12 protein-coding genes are annotated in these 18,310 nt (G+C 66.1%); 6 read left to right on the top strand and 6 right to left on the bottom strand.

Annotation, left to right across the window (positions count from 1 at the left end; all coding sequences use genetic code 11):
- Nucleotides 1–27 precede the first annotated feature (27 nt).
- Complete coding sequence (locus CV023_RS00860) at nt 28–1,698, bottom strand: DUF885 domain-containing protein (RefSeq protein WP_230743581.1); 1,671 nt, start codon at nt 1,696–1,698, stop codon at nt 28–30.
- A 118-nt stretch (nt 1,699–1,816) separates the two neighbouring features.
- On the opposite strand from CV023_RS00860, the gene CV023_RS00865 reads away from it, so the two are divergent.
- The 4 genes from CV023_RS00865 to CV023_RS00880 all read left to right on the top strand — a co-directional run bounded on the left by CV023_RS00865 (nt 1,817) and on the right by CV023_RS00880 (nt 6,590).
- Entirely contained in the window at nt 1,817–3,013 is a 1,197-nt protein-coding gene (locus CV023_RS00865) for an MFS transporter (protein ID WP_230743582.1), read from the top strand.
- Between the two features lie 41 nt (nt 3,014–3,054).
- On the top strand, nt 3,055–3,852 hold the full coding sequence (locus tag CV023_RS00870; protein ID WP_230743583.1) for a nitrilase-related carbon-nitrogen hydrolase: 798 nt from the start codon (nt 3,055–3,057) through the stop codon (nt 3,850–3,852).
- A 123-nt stretch (nt 3,853–3,975) separates the two neighbouring features.
- Complete coding sequence (locus CV023_RS00875; protein WP_230743584.1) at nt 3,976–4,749, top strand: TetR/AcrR family transcriptional regulator; 774 nt, start codon at nt 3,976–3,978, stop codon at nt 4,747–4,749.
- A complete protein-coding gene (locus CV023_RS00880; protein ID WP_230743585.1) occupies nt 4,746–6,590 on the top strand; it encodes an MDR family MFS transporter in 1,845 nt (614 codons plus the stop codon). Before CV023_RS00875 ends, CV023_RS00880 begins: the two co-directional genes overlap by 4 nt.
- Nucleotides 6,591–6,891: 301 nt before the next feature.
- Here the strand turns inward: CV023_RS00880 and CV023_RS00885 are convergent, their stop codons facing one another.
- Nucleotides 6,892–7,299, bottom strand: coding sequence for a hypothetical protein (locus CV023_RS00885; RefSeq protein WP_230743586.1), 408 nt, complete (start codon nt 7,297–7,299; stop codon nt 6,892–6,894).
- A complete protein-coding gene (locus tag CV023_RS00890) occupies nt 7,296–8,876 on the bottom strand; it encodes an acyl-CoA carboxylase subunit beta (protein WP_230743587.1) in 1,581 nt (526 codons plus the stop codon). The genes CV023_RS00885 and CV023_RS00890 overlap by 4 nt, the downstream gene beginning before the upstream one ends.
- A gap of 67 nt (nt 8,877–8,943) precedes the next feature.
- Between CV023_RS00890 and CV023_RS00895 the strand changes: the two genes are divergently transcribed.
- On the top strand, nt 8,944–9,831 hold the full coding sequence (locus tag CV023_RS00895) for a biotin--[acetyl-CoA-carboxylase] ligase (protein WP_230743588.1): 888 nt from the start codon (nt 8,944–8,946) through the stop codon (nt 9,829–9,831).
- A complete protein-coding gene (locus tag CV023_RS00900; protein WP_230743589.1) occupies nt 9,828–11,648 on the top strand; it encodes an adenylate/guanylate cyclase domain-containing protein in 1,821 nt (606 codons plus the stop codon). Before CV023_RS00895 ends, CV023_RS00900 begins: the two co-directional genes overlap by 4 nt.
- Before the next feature lie 86 nt (nt 11,649–11,734).
- Here CV023_RS00900 and CV023_RS00905 read toward each other — a convergent pair whose 3' ends face one another.
- The 3 genes from CV023_RS00905 to CV023_RS00915 all read right to left on the bottom strand — a co-directional run bounded on the left by CV023_RS00905 (nt 11,735) and on the right by CV023_RS00915 (nt 18,236).
- Entirely contained in the window at nt 11,735–14,509 is a 2,775-nt protein-coding gene (locus CV023_RS00905) for a DNA gyrase/topoisomerase IV subunit A (protein ID WP_230743590.1), read from the bottom strand.
- A 171-nt stretch (nt 14,510–14,680) separates the two neighbouring features.
- Entirely contained in the window at nt 14,681–15,235 is a 555-nt protein-coding gene (locus CV023_RS00910; protein WP_230743591.1) for a TetR/AcrR family transcriptional regulator, read from the bottom strand.
- Nucleotides 15,236–15,563: 328 nt separating this feature from the next.
- Nucleotides 15,564–18,236, bottom strand: a complete 2,673-nt coding sequence (locus CV023_RS00915) for a bifunctional acetate--CoA ligase family protein/GNAT family N-acetyltransferase (RefSeq protein ID WP_230743592.1) — start codon at nt 18,234–18,236, stop codon at nt 15,564–15,566.
- Nucleotides 18,237–18,310: the final 74 nt, after the last annotated feature.

Below are 18,310 nucleotides of genomic sequence, written 5' to 3' on the forward strand. Positions count from 1 at the left end.
CGGCGGTGACTGCCAGGCTCCTCGGGCTCAGCGCCTGATCGCCCGACCGAGCGTGTCGAGGCCGACCGAGCCGAGGTTAAGGGCCTTCGTGTGGAAGGCCTTGAGATCGAAGTCGGCACCGGCTTCGGCCTTCGCCTCATCGCGGAACTGCTCCCACAGGCGCTGACCGATCTTGTAGCTCGGGGCCTGGCCCGGCCACCCGAGGTAGCGGTCGAGTTCGAAGGCGAGGAAGGAACGGTCCATGGCGACGTTGTCGGTGAGGAACTGCCAGGCCTTCTCCCGGTTCCAGATCCCACCGCCGAGGCTGGCCGGAGCCTCGAGGCCGAGGTGGAAGCCGATGTCGAGGACGACCCTGGCCGCCCGCAGCCGCTGCGAGTCGAGCATGCCGAGGTAGTCGCCGGGTTCGTCCATGAATCCGAGATCGGCCATGAGCTTCTCCGCATACAGCGCCCAGCCCTCGCCGTGCCCGGACACCCAGCACATCAGCCGCCGCCAACGATTGAGGGTGTCGGAGACATAGGTGGCCTGACCGACCTGCAGGTGATGGCCGGGCACCCCCTCGTGGTAGACCGTCGTCTTCTCCTGCCAGGTGGCGAACTCGGTGACGCCCTCGGGCACCGACCACCACATCCGGCCCGGACGGGAGAAGTCATCGGTCGGGCCCGTGTAGTAGATGCCGCCGGTCGCCGACGGGGCGATCATGCATTCGATCGTGCGCACCGGTTCGGGGATGTCGAAGTGGGACTTGCCGAGCTCGGTGATCGCCTCGTCGGCGACCGTCTGCATCCAGTCCCGCAGCGCTTCCGAACCGTGCAGGGTCCGTTCCGGGTCCTTATTGAGAAGGGCCATGACCTCGAACAGGTCCTTGCCCGGAGCGATCTTCTCGGCCACCTGGCGCTGCTGCGCATCGATGCGGGCGAGCTCCTCGAGTCCCCAGGCATAGGTCTCGTCGAAATCCACCTCGGCGCCGAGGAAGTCCCGCGAATACAGGGCATAGGCCTCACGACCGCAGGCTTCGTTCTCCGGAGCGGCCGGGAGCAGCTCGCTTGCGAGGAAGTCGGCGAGTTCGGCGAAGGAGGCGCGGGCCGCTTCGGCGTGGCCGCCCAGCTGGTCGCGCAGAGACGCGGGCACCTCGGCGGCACCGGCGATCAGGGTGTCGAAGTTGCTGCCCGCTTCGGCCAGCGCACGGGCCTGTTCGATGACCTTCTCGACCTGGATCCGGGCGGAGACCCGGCCGCGTTCCTTGGCCAGGCTCAGCGACTCCCGGTACCCGGAGACCGAGTTCGGAACCGCGGCGAGCGTCGTGTCGATGGACTCCCAATGCTCCGTGGTCTCTGTGGGCATGAGGTCGAAGGCATCGCGGATGTCCTGCAGCGGTGAGGCGATGACGTTGAGGCTGGCATGTTTGATTCCGGCCTCGAAGTAGTCGCGGTCGACGCCGAGGCGGTCGCGCATCGCGTCGACGGTGACGCGATCGATGTCGTCGAGCTCGGCAGTCTTCTCCGCCTCGGCGAGCTTTTCGAGGGTGTCGACGGTCAGCTCGTTGATCGCGGCGAGTCCGGCGGGGGAGTAGTCGTCGAAGCCCTTCGCACCGTCGAGGCCGAGGTAGAGGGCCAGGGACGGGGAGAGGGCGAGTGAGCGGTCGACGTAGTCTTCGGCGACGGCGTCGATGGCTGAGGGAGTTCTCTTCTGAGTCATGGAACCCATCTTATCGCGAGCTGAGTCACATCGATCGTGGACAGGAGATCGTCGTCTCCGCGGAGCCGATAGCATGAGTGGGTTCCTCGGAGTCAACGGAGAGAGAGTCTGATCGTCGGTGTCACGCGCACAGCTGTGGACGAAGGATTTCATCGTCGGAATCTGCCTGAATCTGGCCATGTCGATGGTGTTTTACCTGCTCATGACGTCCATGGCCGGTTACGCCGTGGCACGCTTCTCCGCCGGCGAGGCGGCAGCCGGCTTCGCCTCCTCGGCGTTCGTCGTCGGTGCGGTCGCCGCCCGTGTGCTCACCGGGAAGTACCTCGACTTCATCGGCCGTCGGAAGCTGCTCGTCATCACCATGGCGGTCTCGATTCTCGCTTCGCTGGCCTACCTCGCCGCCGACAGCCTCGTCCTGCTCCTCGTCGTCCGCATCGTCCACGGCATCGCCTTCGGTGCGGGCAACACGGCGATCATGACCGCGATCCAGAGCGTCATCCCGGCCTCCCGGCGAGGTGAGGGCACCGGCTACTTCGGCACCGCCACGACCCTGTCCACGGCATTGGGCCCCTACCTCGGCGTGGTCATTCCCCGTCATTACGACTATCCGATGCTCTTCGTCGCCTCGGCGATCATGTCGCTCATCGCCTTCGTCCTCTGCATCATCATCAGCCTGCCCAAGCAGGAGCTCAGCGACTACCAGCGGCGCACGAAATGGCACCTCAAACCCTCGACGCTCGTCGACCGCGACGGACTGCGCATCGGCTTCATCATGCTCATCGCCGGCATCGCCTATGCCGCCGCGCTCGTGTTCCTCGCCGGTTATGCCGCCGACAACGGGGTCGCTGCGGCCGCCTCCCTGTTCTTCGTCGCCTTCGCCGTGGCCTCCCTCTTCGCCAGGCTCTTCGTCGGCCGACTGCAGGACACCCTCGGGGACAATTTCGTCGTCTACCCGGTCTTCGTCTTCAACGTCATCGGCAATCTCCTCCTCGCGCTGTGGCCGACGACCCCGGGGATCGTCCTCGCCGGCGTCTTCGTCGGACTCGGCTTCGGTTCGCTCATGCCGTGCATGCAGGCGATCACCGTGAAGTCGGTGACCATGGCCCGGGTGCCCGTGGCCACCTCGTCGTTCTTCCTCCTCCTCGACGCGGGATCCGGGGTCGGGCCGATCGTCCTCGGCGCGCTCATGCCCCTGACCGGAGGCAGCGGAATGTTCCTGCTCTGCGCCGGACTGGTCGTCCTGGCCATGGTCGTCTACTTCATCACCCACGGCCGGCGCCGAGGTGGTCGCCCCGGAACCGAGTACCTCGGCTGAGCAGGGTTCCGCCTGGATCACCGGGACGATAGCCTGAAGCCATGAAGTTCGCACTCGCGCAGATCAATTCGACGACCACCGTTTCGGACAACCTCGCCAAGCTGCGGTCCTATACCCGCAGGGCCGCCGAGGCGGGTGCTCGCTTCGTCGTCTTCCCCGAGGCCACGATGTCGGCCTTCGGCTCCGGGCTGCGCGGCATCGCCGCCGAGCACACCGAAGACTGGCAGGCGGCGGTATCCAAAACGGCCGCGGCCGCGGACATCACCGTCATCGTCGGGGAGTTCGCGGTCGTCGGGGACAAGGTGGTCAACCTTCTCGCCGTCTACTCGCCCGAGGGCACTCGGACCGAGTACGCGAAGATCCACCTCTACGACGCCTTCGGGTTCAAGGAATCCGACACCGTCGAACCGGGCGACGAACCCGCGGTCATCGACGTCGACGGGGAACCGATCGGCCTGGCGATCTGCTACGACATCCGATTCCCCAAGCTCTTCGCCGAGCTGAGTCGCCGCGGCGCCCGACTTGCTGTGGTCTCGGCGTCCTGGGGAGCCGGAGCCGGGAAGGTCGAACAGTGGCAGATCCTGGCCCGGGCACGGGCTCTGGACTCGAATATGTTTCTTGCCGCCCTCGGTCAGGCCGATCCGGAGGTCTCCGGGGTGGAGGTGCCGAAGAACGGACCGACAGGAGTCGGCCACAGCCTCGTCTCCGACCCCTTCGGGCGCGTGCTCGCGCAGCTCGAAGGCGACGAGACGCTCGAGGTCGTCGACCTCGACCTCGCCGGAGCCGACAAGGCCGCCGAGGCGATTCCGGTCCTCGCGAACGCGAAACTCGGGTACTGAGCTCGGGTACTGGCCCGGGGGCTGAGTCCGGGCGCTGAGCAAGGCCGACTTCCGGGTTGAGTGTGCCTGAGAACACAATTATTGCACTTGAGGCAAAAATGCACCGAGTGCAATAATGATGGCATGTCGTCCACACCAGAAGAGCAGCCCGCCGAAGGCCTGCGGGAGCGGAAGAAGCGCGAGCGCAAGCAGGCGCTGCGCACCGCCGCGATCGAACTCGCACTCGAAAAGGGCTTCGACAACGTCACGATCGAAGACATCTGCGATCGCTGCGGGGTCTCTCGCCGTACCTTCTTCAACTACTACTCGACGAAGGAGGAGGCGCTCCTCGGCCGAGCCGACACCGTCTTCGACGACGAGGATCAGCCCGCCATCGCCGAGTTCGAAGCCGGCGGACCCGAGGGTCGACTCATCGCCGACCTCGCTCACCTGCTCACCTCCGTGGTGCGCACGCGGCTGAACAAGCGCGAGGAGATGCATCAGTATCACCGGATCCTCCAACAGGACCCCTCACTCATGCAGGTGCAGATGTCGCGGATGGGCAACAACGAGCGTCTGTTCCGCGAAATGATCCAACGTCGCCTCGACGGGCGCCCGGCAGGCACGGATACGCTCGGTGCTCCGGCCGAGGACACGCTCGGTGCTCCGGCCGACGGCACGGTCGGTGCTCCGGCCGAGCGCGACCCGGGAGCCGCCTCGGCGCTGAAATCCGCGTCCGAGTGCCACGCCGACGAGGGAGAGCCTGTGTCCACGCGGGCCGAGACGCTTGCGGCGCTGGCGATGATGGCGATCAGAGCCACCTTCATCCGCCTCCGCCGCGTCGAGGGCGACCCGGGCGTCGTCATCGACGAACTCTTCACCGAACTCAGATCCATCTTCAAGGAGGAATCCGCATGAGCGCAGCACCTGCGGTCGCCGAAAAGGCACCCCTGGTCCTGACCAAGAGGACCATCATTCTCATCTTCTCCGCGCTCATGGCCGCCATGTTCCTGGCGACCCTGGACCAGACGATCGTGTCGACGGCCATGCCGACGATCGTCGGCGAGCTCGACGGGGTCGAACATCAGGCATGGCTGGTCACGATCTATCTGCTGGCGATGACGATCGTCATGCCTCTCTACGGCAAATTCGGCGACATGTGGGGTCGGAAGGGAATCTTCCTCGTCGCGATCGCCATCTTCGTCGTCGGTTCCTTCGGCTCCGGCATGGCGCAGAACTTCTGGGAGCTCATCGCCTGGCGCGGCTTCCAGGGACTCGGCGGCGGCGGTCTGATGATCCTCTCCCAGGCCATCATCGCCGATATCATCCCTGCCAGTGAGCGCGGAAAGTACATGGGACCGCTCGGCGGACTGTTCGCGATCTCGAGCGTGCTCGGGCCCGTGCTCGGCGGATTCTTCACCCAGCACATGGACTGGCGCTGGTGCTTCTGGATCAACGTGCCGATCGGCATCGTCGCCTTCCTTATCGCACTCTTCGCCCTCAAACTCCCGAGCAAGAGGTCGGATCAGAAGATCGACATCCTCGGCATCGTCCTCATGGTGGCCGCCACCTCGCAGCTGATCCTCGTCACCAGCTGGGGAGGCCACGACTACGACTGGAACTCGCCGACGATCATCGGTCTCATCATCGGCACCGTCGTCGCGGCCCTTCTCTTCGTCTTCGTCGAGTCGAGGGTCAGCAACCCCATCATCCCGGTCCACCTGTTCAAGAACCCGACCTTCGTGCTCTCGACGTCGATCGGCCTGCTGCTGGGACTGGGCATGTTCTCCGCAATGGCGTTCCTGCCGACCTTCATGCAGATGGCCGCCGGCACCGATGTGACCGGTTCCGGGCTGCTCATGCTGCCGATGATGGCCGGAGTCATGCTGACCTCGATCGTCTCGGGCATCATCGTGTCGAAGACCGGCAAGTACAAGATCTACCCCCTTATCGGCACCTTGGTCGCGGGGATCGCTTTGGCCTGGATGACGACGCTGACGGCCGATACCTCGATGGTCCTCATCGGAGCCATGATCTTCACGATGGGCTTCGGTCTGGGACTGGTCATGCAGATCATCGTCCTCGTCATCCAGAACTCGGTGCCGCCCGAACTGGTCGGCACGGCCACCTCGACGAACAACTACTTCCGCGAGATCGGCGCATCCGTGGGCACCGCCCTGTTCGGATCGATCTTCACCTCGCGACTCGCGGACAAGGTCGCCGAGGCGATGCAGTCCATGCCTGCCGACGCTGCCGGAGCCGCAGCCGGGGGAGGCGGCGTGTCGACCGATTCGCTCACCCCCGAGTCCGTGTCGAGCCTGCCCGGACCGATCCACGACCTCGTGGTCAACGCCTACGCCGATGCTCTGGCGCCCTCGTTCTGGTACATGGTGCCGGTCTTCGCGATCGCCTTCGTCCTCGCCTGGTTCCTCCCGCAGCTCAAGCTCTCGGATGTGGCCGGAATGGTCGCCCGCGGAGAGGCCGTCTACGGCGATGACATGGGTCGCGGGACCGGTGGAGCCGACGGCGATGCCGGTGTCGACGGCGGTGCGCATTCCTACGGTGAGGTCGACCGCGCCGGCGCCGAGGACGGTGAGGGCGGTGTGCACGGTGCGGCCGCCTCGGCGGGTCGGCAGCGCATGAGCACGCTCACGGTGGACGACGGCGAACGGCCGCTGTCCGATGTCGACACGGCGACGATCCACTCGAATCCCGACCCGGGTTCGGGACCGGACAAGGATCAGTACCGACTGAAGTAGGCCGTCGGAATGCGAGGCGGGTGCTGGTTCGAACACAGGACCGGCGCCCGCTTCTGAGCGTCGGCGTCGCCTCGATCATCGCGACGGCCGGTCCGCCTCATCTCGATCATCGCGGCGGCCGAAAATCGACGGTCCGATGGGCCACCTGCCTGTCAGTCCACGCGAAGCTCGAAAAAGTCGTCGCACGAGACGACTTTTTCGAGCTTCGCGTGGACTGAGGCGTCCTGGCCTGTGCAGAGTGGGGCAGGTGCCCGTGGCTCGAGGCATCCGGACGCGCACAGGAGTGCGGCGAATCGGACACCTACCTGCCCAGGGGCTGATCCCAGGTCTGCGGAAGTTTCCTGCGGACGTTGCGCCGAGGGGCGTTGAAGCCGGCGCGACCGTGCTTATTCGTCTCCATCTGGTCGAGCGCGGCTGCCTGATTGGCGGCGTAGGCGCGGGCCACCTGGCGGATCGCGACCACGGCGGCCACAGCAGCAGCACTTGCCATGTCGTCGCTGACGGGTTCGCCGTCGTGAGCGAGGACCTGCGAACGGCTGCTCACCGTCTCGCCGACCGAGGCGGCGCCGGCTTCGTCCCCGTCCACCGAGGTGGTGCCGAGGTCGGCATCGTCCCTACCCGCCGAGGCGGCACCGAGGTCGACATCGCCGGCCTCGGATGTGCCGCCGTCGGGCTCGGGCTCGTGGACGTTCTGCTGTGCCTGACTCATAGTGGGATGTTACCGTGCTTGCGCGCGGGAGCGTCCACATGCTTGTTCTTCAGTGCCCGCAGCGCCCGCACGATCCGGTTCCGCGATTCGCTGGGCTTGATCACCGCGTCGATGTAGCCCTCCTCAGCGGCGAGATACGGGTTGAGCAGAGCATCCTCGTAATCCTGGATGAGCTCGTCGCGGAGAGCATCGACGTCCTCACCGGCTTCATCGGCGGCCTTGAGCTTGCGCCGGTAGACGATGTTCGCCGCACCCTGGGCGCCCATGACGGCGATCTGCGCGCTCGGCCAGGCGAGGTTGATGTCGGCGCCGAGCTGCTTCGAACCCATCACGCAGTAGGCACCACCGTAGGCCTTGCGGGTGATCAGCGTGATGAGCGGGACGGTGGCCTCGCCGTAGGCGTAGATGAGCTTCGCGCCGCGGCGGATGATGCCTCCGTACTCCTGGTCGGTGCCGGGCAGGAAGCCGGGCACGTCGACGAAGGTGAGGATGGGGATGTTGAAGGCATCGCAGAGGCGGACGAACCGGGCGGCCTTCTCCGAGGCATCGATGTCGAGGGTGCCTGCCAGCTGCATCGGCTGATTCGCGATGACTCCGACGGTGACTCCCTCGACCCGTCCGAAGCCGGTGACGACGTTCGGGGCGAAGAGTTCGGAGACCTGCAGGAACTCGGCATCGTCGAGGATCGTGGTGACCACGTCGAGGATGTCATAGGGCTGTGAGGGCGAATCCGGCATGAGCGCATCGAGCGCCTCGTCCTCGGGAGACACGCTGAGATCCGACTCGAACTCATCGGCATCGGCCGGGTCGAGATTGTTCTGCGGCAGGAAGGAGAGCAGGTCGCGCGTGTAGTTGAGAGCGTCCTCCTCGTCGCTGGCCAGGTAATGGGCGTTGCCGGAGACGGTGTTGTTCGTCCGTCCGCCGCCGAGGTCCTCATGACCGACGTTCTCCCCGGTCACGGTCTTGATGACGTCGGGTCCCGTGATGTACATGTGGCTGATCTGATCGACCATGATCGTCACATCGGTCAGGGCAGGGGAGTAGACGGCGCCACCGGCCGAGGGCCCCATGATCAGCGAGATCTGCGGGATCACTCCGGAGGACGCGACGTTGAGTCGGAAGATCTCTGCGAACAGCGCGATCGATCCGACGCCTTCCTGGATGCGGGCGCCGCCCGAGTCGTTGATCCCGATGATCGGGCACCCGAGCTTGAGCGCGAGCTTCTGGACCTTGACAATCTTGCGTCCGTTCGCCTCGGCGAGGGATCCGCCGAGCACCGTGAAATCGTGAGCGAACACGGCCACGGTGCGACCCTCGATCGTGCCGAGACCGCACACCACGCCGTCGCCGTCGGGGCGGTTGTTCTCCATGCCGAACTGGTGGTTGTGGTGACGGGCGAACTCGTCGATCTCCTGGAAGGAATCGTCGTCGAGGAGCTGATCGATGCGTTCGCGGGCGGTCTGCTTGCCGCGCTTGTGCTGGTTCTCCACCAGGCGCTCGTTGCCGGTGTGGGCCGCGTCCCGGCGCTGGATGAGAGCGTCGATGCGCTCGGCTGTTGTCCGTGGGGTTTCCGTCATACCTCCACAATAACGACGCGACGGTCCATCATTGTGCACTCTCGCCAAAAGAATCTAGAGTGGACTGGTGAACAGCCAACACAATTCTCTGCTCGTCGACGCCGCCTCCGTTCGCGTGGCCGCGGCCGAACGCGGAATCGATCTCCCACCCCTGATCTGGGACGATGCCTGCACGTCGACGAATGACGAATTGGCCGGGCTGGTCCGAGAGTCATCTGACGGCGACGAGCCCATCGCCGAGTTCACCATCCGCGGCACCGACTTCCAGAACGCCGGACACGGTCGTCTGGGCCGGACCTGGACCGTTCCGCCCCGCCGATCGCTGACCTTCTCGATCCTGCTGAAACCGAGTGCGGTCTTCGACGCCTGGGGATGGATCCCGCTGTTGGCGGGGGAGGCCGTGCGCTCCGCCCTCGCCGAGGTGGGGGTGCCCGCCGTGATCAAGTGGCCCAACGATGTGCTCACAGCAGACGGCAAGAAGCTGTGCGGAATCCTCGCCCGCGTCGAGGCGCTGCCGAGCGGCCCGCACATCGTGCTGGGGATGGGCATCAACACTCGCCTGCAGTCTGCCGATCTGCCCCGTGAAGACGCGAGTTCGATCGCGCTGGAAACTGGGATGGACGTTTCAGAAATTGATCATGAACGCTTGTTAATCTCGATCCTGAGCACACTGATTCCTGCTTATGGGGAGCTTGTCGAGAATGACGCTGACGACTTCAGCACCAGTGCCGCGGCCGAGAAGGTGCGTGCGAACATGGTGACACTCGGAACCCGAGTGAGGGTCGAGCTGCCCGACGGTTCCGACCTCCTCGGCCTCGCCACCGGACTCAACCCCGGAGGCGACCTGATCATCGATGACAAGACCGCCGTCAGCGCCGGCGACGTCCACCACCTGCGCCCGGCGGCCCCGGCCGACCGTAGTGTCGCCGGCGACCGCAGCGGGGGGCGTCGATGACGAGGGTCTCCGACTTCACCTCCGGGTTCGACACCGTGCCCGACGAAGCACTCGGCACCGCCGAGGTGGGCTCGTATGGAGAGCACGCGCGCAGCGGCCACAGCGCCGAACCTCCGGAGACTGCGACCCGAGCGATGCCCGTCATCACCCACCAGCTCGCGGCCGACCATGCGTCCGGTGCCCCCGAACCGAGTCCGGATGAGCCGAGTCCCGGCGAGCCGACGTCGACCCCGAGCTCACCGGAACCGACCCCGACGGCGGTGAGCACAACTGCCCCGGAGCCGAGCCCGACTTCTTCGGCGGATGTCTCGCCCCCGACCAACGCGGGGCCGCCCCCGACCAACGCGGGGCCGCCCCCGACACCTACTGATCCGCCCCCGACCAACGCGGGGCCGCCCCCGACACCTACTGATCCGTCCCCGACCAACCCGGAGCCGTCCTCGGCCACCACTGAGCCGAACCAGACTCGCTCTGAACCGGCCCCGACGAACTCTGCCTCGACCCCACCGACTTCTGCTCCCGCACCGACGGCCACCTCGTCGAGTTCCTCGATCGCCGGGATCGAACACGGCGATGACGATCTGGCTCGAGTGCTCGAAGACTCGGATGGGAACACCGATGCCGAGTCGCCCGCCGAGCCCGACCTGGAGGAGCCCCAGGACCTGGCCTTCTCCGCAGGGCTGCGAGAAGACCCGCGGACCGCGGCACTCCAGATGGTCGACGATGCCGACGAGGACACCGACGACGAGGACGAGACGATCTACGAGACTCGCACCGCGGCCGAACGACTCGAGGAGATCCTGCTCGACGGCAAGCGCGTCCTCGACCGTCGTGAGGCGGCGAAACTCGGCGGAATCTCCACCGTCTCGGCGCGGAAGATGTGGCGGGCGCTGGGCATGTCCCAGACCGACGGCAAGGAGAAGGCCTACACCGTCAGCGATGCCCACGCGTTGCGGATGTGGGCCAAACCGGTCGCCGACGGTCTCATCGATCAGGACACTGCGCTCTCACTGGCCCGGGCGATCGGGCAGACGACCGACCGCCTCGTCGTGTGGCAGATGGAGACCCTCGTCGAATTCCTCACCGAGGAGAAGGGCCTGACCGATCCGGAGGCCCGGCGGGACGCCCTGCAGGTCGTCGAGGACATGGTCGACCCGCTGCAGAAGATGCTCACCTATTCGTGGCGCCGCAACCTCGCCGAGGTGATGGGCCGCCTCAACGTCAACGTCTCCGACGGTCTGGCCATGGACAACCGGCAAGGCTGGTACGACTCCTCGATGCCCCTGGCCCGAGCGGTCGGATTCATCGACCTGGTCTCCTACACCCGCCTGTCGCAGAAGATGGAGCCGCGACAGCTGGCGAACATGGTCCAAGAATTCCAAGGCATGGCCTACAACATCGTCGCCACCGGCGGCGGCCGCGTTATCAAGACGGTCGGCGATGAGGTGTTCTTCGCCGCGTCGACCCCGATGGCCGGCGCCGAAATCGCCATGACGCTGATGGAGCGGGTCAGCGCGGCTGAGGATCTGCCGCAGGCCCGCGTCGGATTCGTCTGGGGCCGAGTCCTCTCCCGCCTCGGAGACATCTTCGGATCGAGCGTCAACCTCGCCGCACGTCTGACCGCGGTCGCCGATCCGGGCACGATCTTCACCGACGAGGACACGGCGCGAGTGCTCTCGGCCTCCGACGCCTATGTCTTCGAGCGGCGCGAATCGCTGTCGCTGCAGGGCCTCGGTGAGACCGGGATCGGAGAGATGAAGCGCGGAACCGCCGCGAAGATGCAGCTCGATCTCGACGACGACGACAGCGACGGCTGAGACAGGCACTCAGCACAGCGAAGCGCTCCTGCAAGCACCCGCCCGGTCCTGGGCGGGTACCCGCCCGCCCTCAAGCGCCCGCCCGATCAGAACAGCGCGGAGTCGTCGTCCTCATCATCGTCATCGCGGGAGACGATGACCGCATCATCGGTATCGAACTTCGCGCGTGCGATCTCGTCCTTGGCCTCCTGGAGATCTTGAGAATCATCGAGACCGAGCTCGAGTTCATCGAAGCTCGTCGCCAGACCCTGAGTCGAGCCACCGGACTGCCGCGGCTTCGACGCTGACGCGCGAGCGCCCTTGCGAGCCGATCCGTTCCCCGGTGATCCCTCGGCCGAGCCATCGGCCTCGGCGCTCTCACCGTCGGACTCAGCCGCCTCGGCGAACTGCTCGGACTTCGCACCGCCGAGGCGGGGGAGAGTCCCGATGACGTCGATCTTCGACTCCAGGGGCGAACCGGAGCCGTCGCGCCGGGACATCTCGGTCGGCAGGGACCTCGCCCCACCGGCGGCCGCGGCGGCCTGCGGAGAATCGCCGACCCAGGCCAGGGACAGCTCGGTCTCGCCCTTGAGGAATTTGTGGGCGCGCACCCCCGAGGTGGCTCGACCTTTGGTCGGGAACTCGGAGAAGTCGCTGACCTTGATCGAGGACGACGGGGCACCGTAGAAGTTCTCACCGCTGGCGATTGTGACCACTGCGAAGTTGCCGAGCTCGGCATCGGCATCGCCGTCCTCATCGGTCTTCGCAGCCTTCGGCGTCATTCCGAAGAAGATCGCCGTCGCCTCTGCGGAGAGCTTGATGCCGGCGACGCCCGAGGCGTTCCATCCCTGCGCCCGCAGCCCGGAGGCGTCGAAGGCCAGGAGCTGGGCGGTGGAGGTGACGAACACGGCGAGGGAATCGTCGATGTCCTCCGGCTGAGCGAGACCGACCACGGAGTCCTTGCCCTTGAGGGTGATCGCCTCCCACTCGTTCTTGTTCGGTCGTGCCGACACCGACACGCGTTTGACGACGCCGCCGGCGGTGCCGAGGACGAACTCGCGGTCGAGATCGATGAGACCGAGGATCTTCTCGTTCTTCTCCAGTGCCGCGTACTCGGCGATCTTGACCCCGCCGGCGACGTTCGGACGCACCGCGGCTGGCGGCAGCGCCGGCAGGTCGACGACATCGACCATGTGGACCCGGCCGGTCGAGGTCACGGCTCCGACCTTGCCCTGGGTGGTGGTGACGATCTCCGATCGCAGGGCATCGTGGCTGGCCCGCTTCCCGCCGCGCTGCTGCACGGAGGCATCCGAGGTCCGAGCGACCCGACCGGAGGTCGAGAGCAGCACCCGGCACGGAGAATCGGCGATCTTGAGATCGGTCTGGGCCTTCTTGCCCTTCGCGCTCAGCTCCTTCATCGAGCCCTCGATGAGCACGGTCCGACGCGGGGTGCCGATGATCTCGGCGGTGGCCTCGAGCTCGGCGGCGACGAGTTCGCGCAGCTTCGCCTCGTCAGCGAGGAGCGACTCGAGGTACTCGATGCGCTTGCGGAGCTCATCGCGTTCGGCCTCGAGCTCGAGGCGGGAGAACTTCGTGAGCCGGCGCAGCTGCAGATCGAGGATGTAGGTCGCCTGCACCTCGGAGAGCTCGAAGACATCCATCAGCCGGGTCCGCGCGGTGGCGGCATCATCGGAGGAGCGGATGAGCTGGATGACCTCGTCGATGTCGAGGATCGCGATGAGCAGTCCCTCGACGAGGTGGAGCCTGTCCTTGGCCTTGCGCAGCTGGAAGACTGTGCGGCGACGGACCACATCGATGCGGTGGGAGAGGTAGACGGTGAGCAGCTCGCGCAGACCGAGGGTCCGCGGCTGGCCCTTGACGAGGCAGACGTTGTTGATGCCGAAGGACTCCTCGAGAGGAGTCTGCCGATAGAGCTCGGCGAGCACCGCTTCCGGGTTGAACCCGTTCTTGACGCCGATGACCAGGCGCATGCCGTTCTTGCGGTCGGAGTAGTCGTCGATCGAGGCGATGCCCGTCAGCTTCTTCGCGCCGACGGCATCCTTGACCTTGGAGACGACCTTCTCCGGTCCCACGAGGTAGGGCAGCTCGGTGACGACGATGCCCTTGCGGCGGGCGTTGATATTCTCGATCGAGACCGTCGCCCTGGTGCGGAAGGTGCCGCGGCCGGTCTCATAGGCCTCGCGGACCCCGTCGAGGCCGATGATGCGCCCGCCGGTGGGCAGGTCGGGGCCGGGGATGAAGCGCATGAGCTCGGCCAGGCCGGCCTCGGGATTGCGGATGAGGTGCGCGCAGGCGGCGATGACCTCACCCGGATTGTGCGGGGCCATATTCGTGGCCATGCCCACGGCGATGCCGGAGGCGCCGTTGATGAGCAGATTCGGGAAGGCGCTGGGCAGCACCTCCGGCTGGGTCAGGGTGTTGTCGTAATTGCCGATGAAGTCGACGACATCCTCGTCGAGGCCCGCGATCATCTGCATCGATGCCGTGGTCAGCCTGGCCTCGGTGTAACGCGGAGCCGCCGGGCCGTCGTCGAGGGAACCGAAGTTGCCGTGGCCGTCGACGAGGGGGACCCGCATGATGAAGTCCTGGCTCAGGCGCACCAGTGCGTCGTAGATCGCCGAATCGCCGTGCGGGTGCAGCTTGCCCATGACATCGCCGACGATGCGCGAGGACTTGACATGCCCGCGGTCGGGCCGCAGACCCATATCGCCCATCTGATAGACGATCCGGCGCTGCACGGGCTTGAGGCCGTCGCGGGCATCGGGCAGGGCGCGGGAGTAGATGACCGAATACGCATACTCGAGGTACGAACTCTCCATCTCTGAGGAGACGTCGACATCGATGACTCTGCCTTCGGGCATGGAACTCCTTTGACGCACGAATTGTTCGATTCGGTTGTCGTCCGGCGCCGAGGCGGTCTGCCGCGGCGACGGATGACACCTGACGATTCTAGCGTTCGATTTGAGTTCTACGGTTTAACCGAGCCCGAGCCGGTATTCGTGTCGTGCCGAGAATGCCCGGCACGAAAGGGATCAGGGGGTGTAGGGAGTTCCGTTCTTCCAGGTCAGGAACTCTGCCATGTACGTGGCGACGTGGTCGCGATCGGCGGTGCCGGCGATCAGCTCGGTGACCATCATGCCCAGCATCGAGCTGTTGATGCGACGGGCGAGATCGGCGTCGACCTCCGCGAAGCGCATGACGAAGTCCTGGATCCCGTGGATGTTCTTCTCTTTGGCCTCGACGGCCTCGGAGGGGAGGGCAGGATCGAGGCTGAGCATGACCATGGTGTAGAACCGGTTGCGGTCCGTGGTCAGCCAATTCATGCAGAAGTCAACAGCGATCTCCTGCGAGGTCTTGCCCGAGGTACGGAGGAGATCGGGCATGCGCTCGAGCTGCTGACTGTTGAGCTCACCGATGCGCTCCATGATTCCGGTGATCAGGGCGTCGCGGGTGCGATAGACGTTGGAGGTCGAACCCACTGGGAGTTCGGCCAGGGCGTCGACGGCCCTGTGGGTGAGACCACGGACGCCCTGCTCGGCGACCACGGCGATCGCGGAATCCGTGACGACATCTCTTCGCGAAATCATGACTTTGAGGCCTCGCTCTCATGGGACACCTGCGGTCGAGGTGCCTTCGGACTGTGGATGGCCAGAAGCTGGCCACAGACGATGGCCGCTGCGCGACCATACACTGGAGCACGAATTCATAACGTTTCGTGCTGAACGGATACAGACACTACCTGGATTGGGGAGGAATTGGTATAAGACTCGCCAAACTGCCAGTCGGTTCCCACTGAATGGGTTGCACCTTCGTCCCCCGAACACTCTTCTCCTTCACCTTCTCATGGTCAGACGACGATTGCCGTCGGACACGCTCCGGATTCCACGCTTCGGCGAAACCTCCGCAACCCGCGCTTCAGCTGAGCAGTCGACGCGTCGAATCGATCCGGGTGGTGTGGGCGAGCAGGTCGATCCGCGCGCTGAGCACATGCCCTTCGTCCTCCGTGGCGACCATCGGGTGGATGACGAGTTCGAGGATCTGCGGGTGCCGCTCGACGAGGATCGACAGTCGCTCGAGCACCCTGGCCAGAGGGGCGATGTTCATCTGCGGCAGACCGCGATAGCCGAAGAGCCGGGGGGAGGCCTTGATGGATCTGATCATCTCCCCGGCGTCCCGGTCGGTCAGCGGGGCCACCCGATGGGCCACATCCCCGAGCAGCTCGGTCGTGTCGCCGGCCAATGAGAAGGACAGGAGCGGTCCCAACAGGGTGTCCTCGCCGGCGCGAATCACGCAGGGCACCCCGTGGGGCGCCATCGCCTGCACGTCGACGAGCGCCTCGGATTCGCCGATCACCTGTGTGATGATCCGCTGGACCGCGGTGAAGTCCTCGATCAGCTCCTCGGGAGTGTCGATGTTCAGGCGCACTCCGCCGAGCTCCATGCGGTGGCGAAGCACATTCGTCACAGCCTTGAGCGCCACGGGATAGCCGATCTCCTCCGCCGCGTCCAGTCCCTCGTCGACCGTGGAGGCCGTGATGTAGGGCAGGACCTCGATCCCATAGCACGAGAGCAGCGCACGCGTATCGGAGCGATCGAGGCGCAGCGGCACACCCGGACGAGCCTCGGCGAGGGCCGAGTCGATGATCGCCCGCACGCCTTTGTCATCGAGGTCGTCGAGTTCGAGGTAGTTGCCGTGATCGGCGGCCCGCCAGCGGGCATAGTCGGTGGTCCTGGCCAGCGCCCACACCGCGTCCTCCGGGCCCACATAGCTGGGCACGGTGTGGGAGACCCGGGAGCCGCCGTCGTCGGTGAGGTGGGTCGTCAGTTCGTCCTTGACACCCTGGATGCCGAGGAAGCAGGCGACCGTGGTCTTCTTCGACTGCGCCGCCGTCTCGGCGAGGTGGGCGGCGATCTCCGACTCCTCGGCGCCGGCGGAAGGAGTGAAGGTGACGACGACGGAGTCGATGTCGTATCTGGCATACATCGCGGTCAGCTCCGTCCGGAAGGTCTCCGCATCGACCTCCGGGTGCAGGGACACCGGTTCGGATTCGACGTGCAGGCCTTCCGAGCGCGAACGCTGGATGACCAGAGTCGCCAGCGCCGCCGAGTTCCCGATCACCCCGACTCGGCGGCCCGCGGGAAGCGGCTGGGTGGAGAAGACCTGAGCGAGGTCGAAGAGCTGATGGATGGTGTCGGCGCGGATGACTCCCGCCTGCTCGAGGACCTGATCGAGCGTATTCGGGGCCAAGGAGGAGGTGCGCACGATGTGTCCAGGCGGCAGCTCCCGACCGGTGAGATCGGACTTGATGACGATGACCGGTTTGACCCGGGAGACGCGGCGGGCGATGCGGGAGAACTTGCGGGGATTGCCGATCGATTCGAGGTAGAGCCCGATCGTCTCCGTGTCCGGATCCTCCTCCCAGTACTGGAGGACGTCATTGCCCGAGAGATCGGCACGGTTGCCCGCCGAGACGAAGGTCGAGATCCCCAGCCCCCGGCTCTTCGCCGCCGCCAGCAGCGCGGTTCCCAGGGCCCCGGACTGGCTGAACAGACCGAGGGTCCCCGAGGCCGGCAGGAAGGGGGCGAGGGAGGCGTTGAGAGAGACGTCGGCCGAGTCGTTGACGAGGCCGAAGGAGTTCGGGCCGACCACCCGCATGCCGTAGGCGCGGGCCGTGGACACCATCTGCCGTTGCAGCTCGGCACCCTCGGCGCCGGTCTCGGCGAATCCCGAGGAGATGACGAGGACGGCCTTGACCCCGTGCGCGGCGCACTCCTGGACCACCTCGGTGGCCGATTCTGCGGGCACCGCGATGACGGCGAGATCGGCCTTCCCTGGCAGATCACCGAGCGTCCGATAGGCCCTGACTCCGGCGATCTGGTCCGCCTCGGGGTGGACCACCCACAGATCCCCGGTGAATTTCGCGCCGGTGATGTTGCGGATGAGGAGGTTGCCCGTGGAGTTGCGTTTGCGGCTGGCGCCGATGACCACCACCGAGGTGGGGTGGAGGACCGTGCGCACACTCAGGGCCTCGGCCCTGTGCTCCCGTGAGGCCTGGACCGCGATCGAGCGCGCGGTGGGATCGATGTCGAAGTTCACGGCCACCACGCCGTCGTCGAAGCCGCGGTCCACCTCGTAGCCGGCGGCCTGGAAGACCTGGAGCATCGAACGATTCTGGGGGAGCACCTCGGCGGTGAATCTGCGGATGCCCGCCTCACGGGCCGCCGCGGCGAGATGCTCGAGGAGGATGGAGCCGATGCCGCGCCCCTGGTGGGCATCGGCGATGTTGAAGGCCACCTCGGCGGACGTGGCCGAGATCTTGTCGAAGCGACCGACGCCGATGATGTCGTCGCCGATGAGCATGATCAGGGCGACCCGATCATGGTGATCGACGTTGACGAAGCGGTCGAGGTCGCGCTTGGGCAGCCGAGGCAGGGGAGCGAAGAAGCGCAGGTAGACGGACTCCGGGGACTGCGCCTCATGCATCCGGGCCAGGGCCTCGGCGTCGGCGGGAACGATCGGGCGAAGATGGGCGGTGCCGCCGTCGCGAAGGACGACATCGGCTTCCCACTCGGCAGGATAGTCTTCCATGTCACCAGCATAGGCGGACGAGCCCGGATGTGTCCGGCCGGAGCCCCTGAGTCACGGGCCGCAGTGGGAAGACG

It is taken from the genome of Brevibacterium sp. CCUG 69071 (assembly GCF_021023135.1).
In the GTDB taxonomy this organism is placed as follows: domain Bacteria; phylum Actinomycetota; class Actinomycetes; order Actinomycetales; family Brevibacteriaceae; genus Brevibacterium.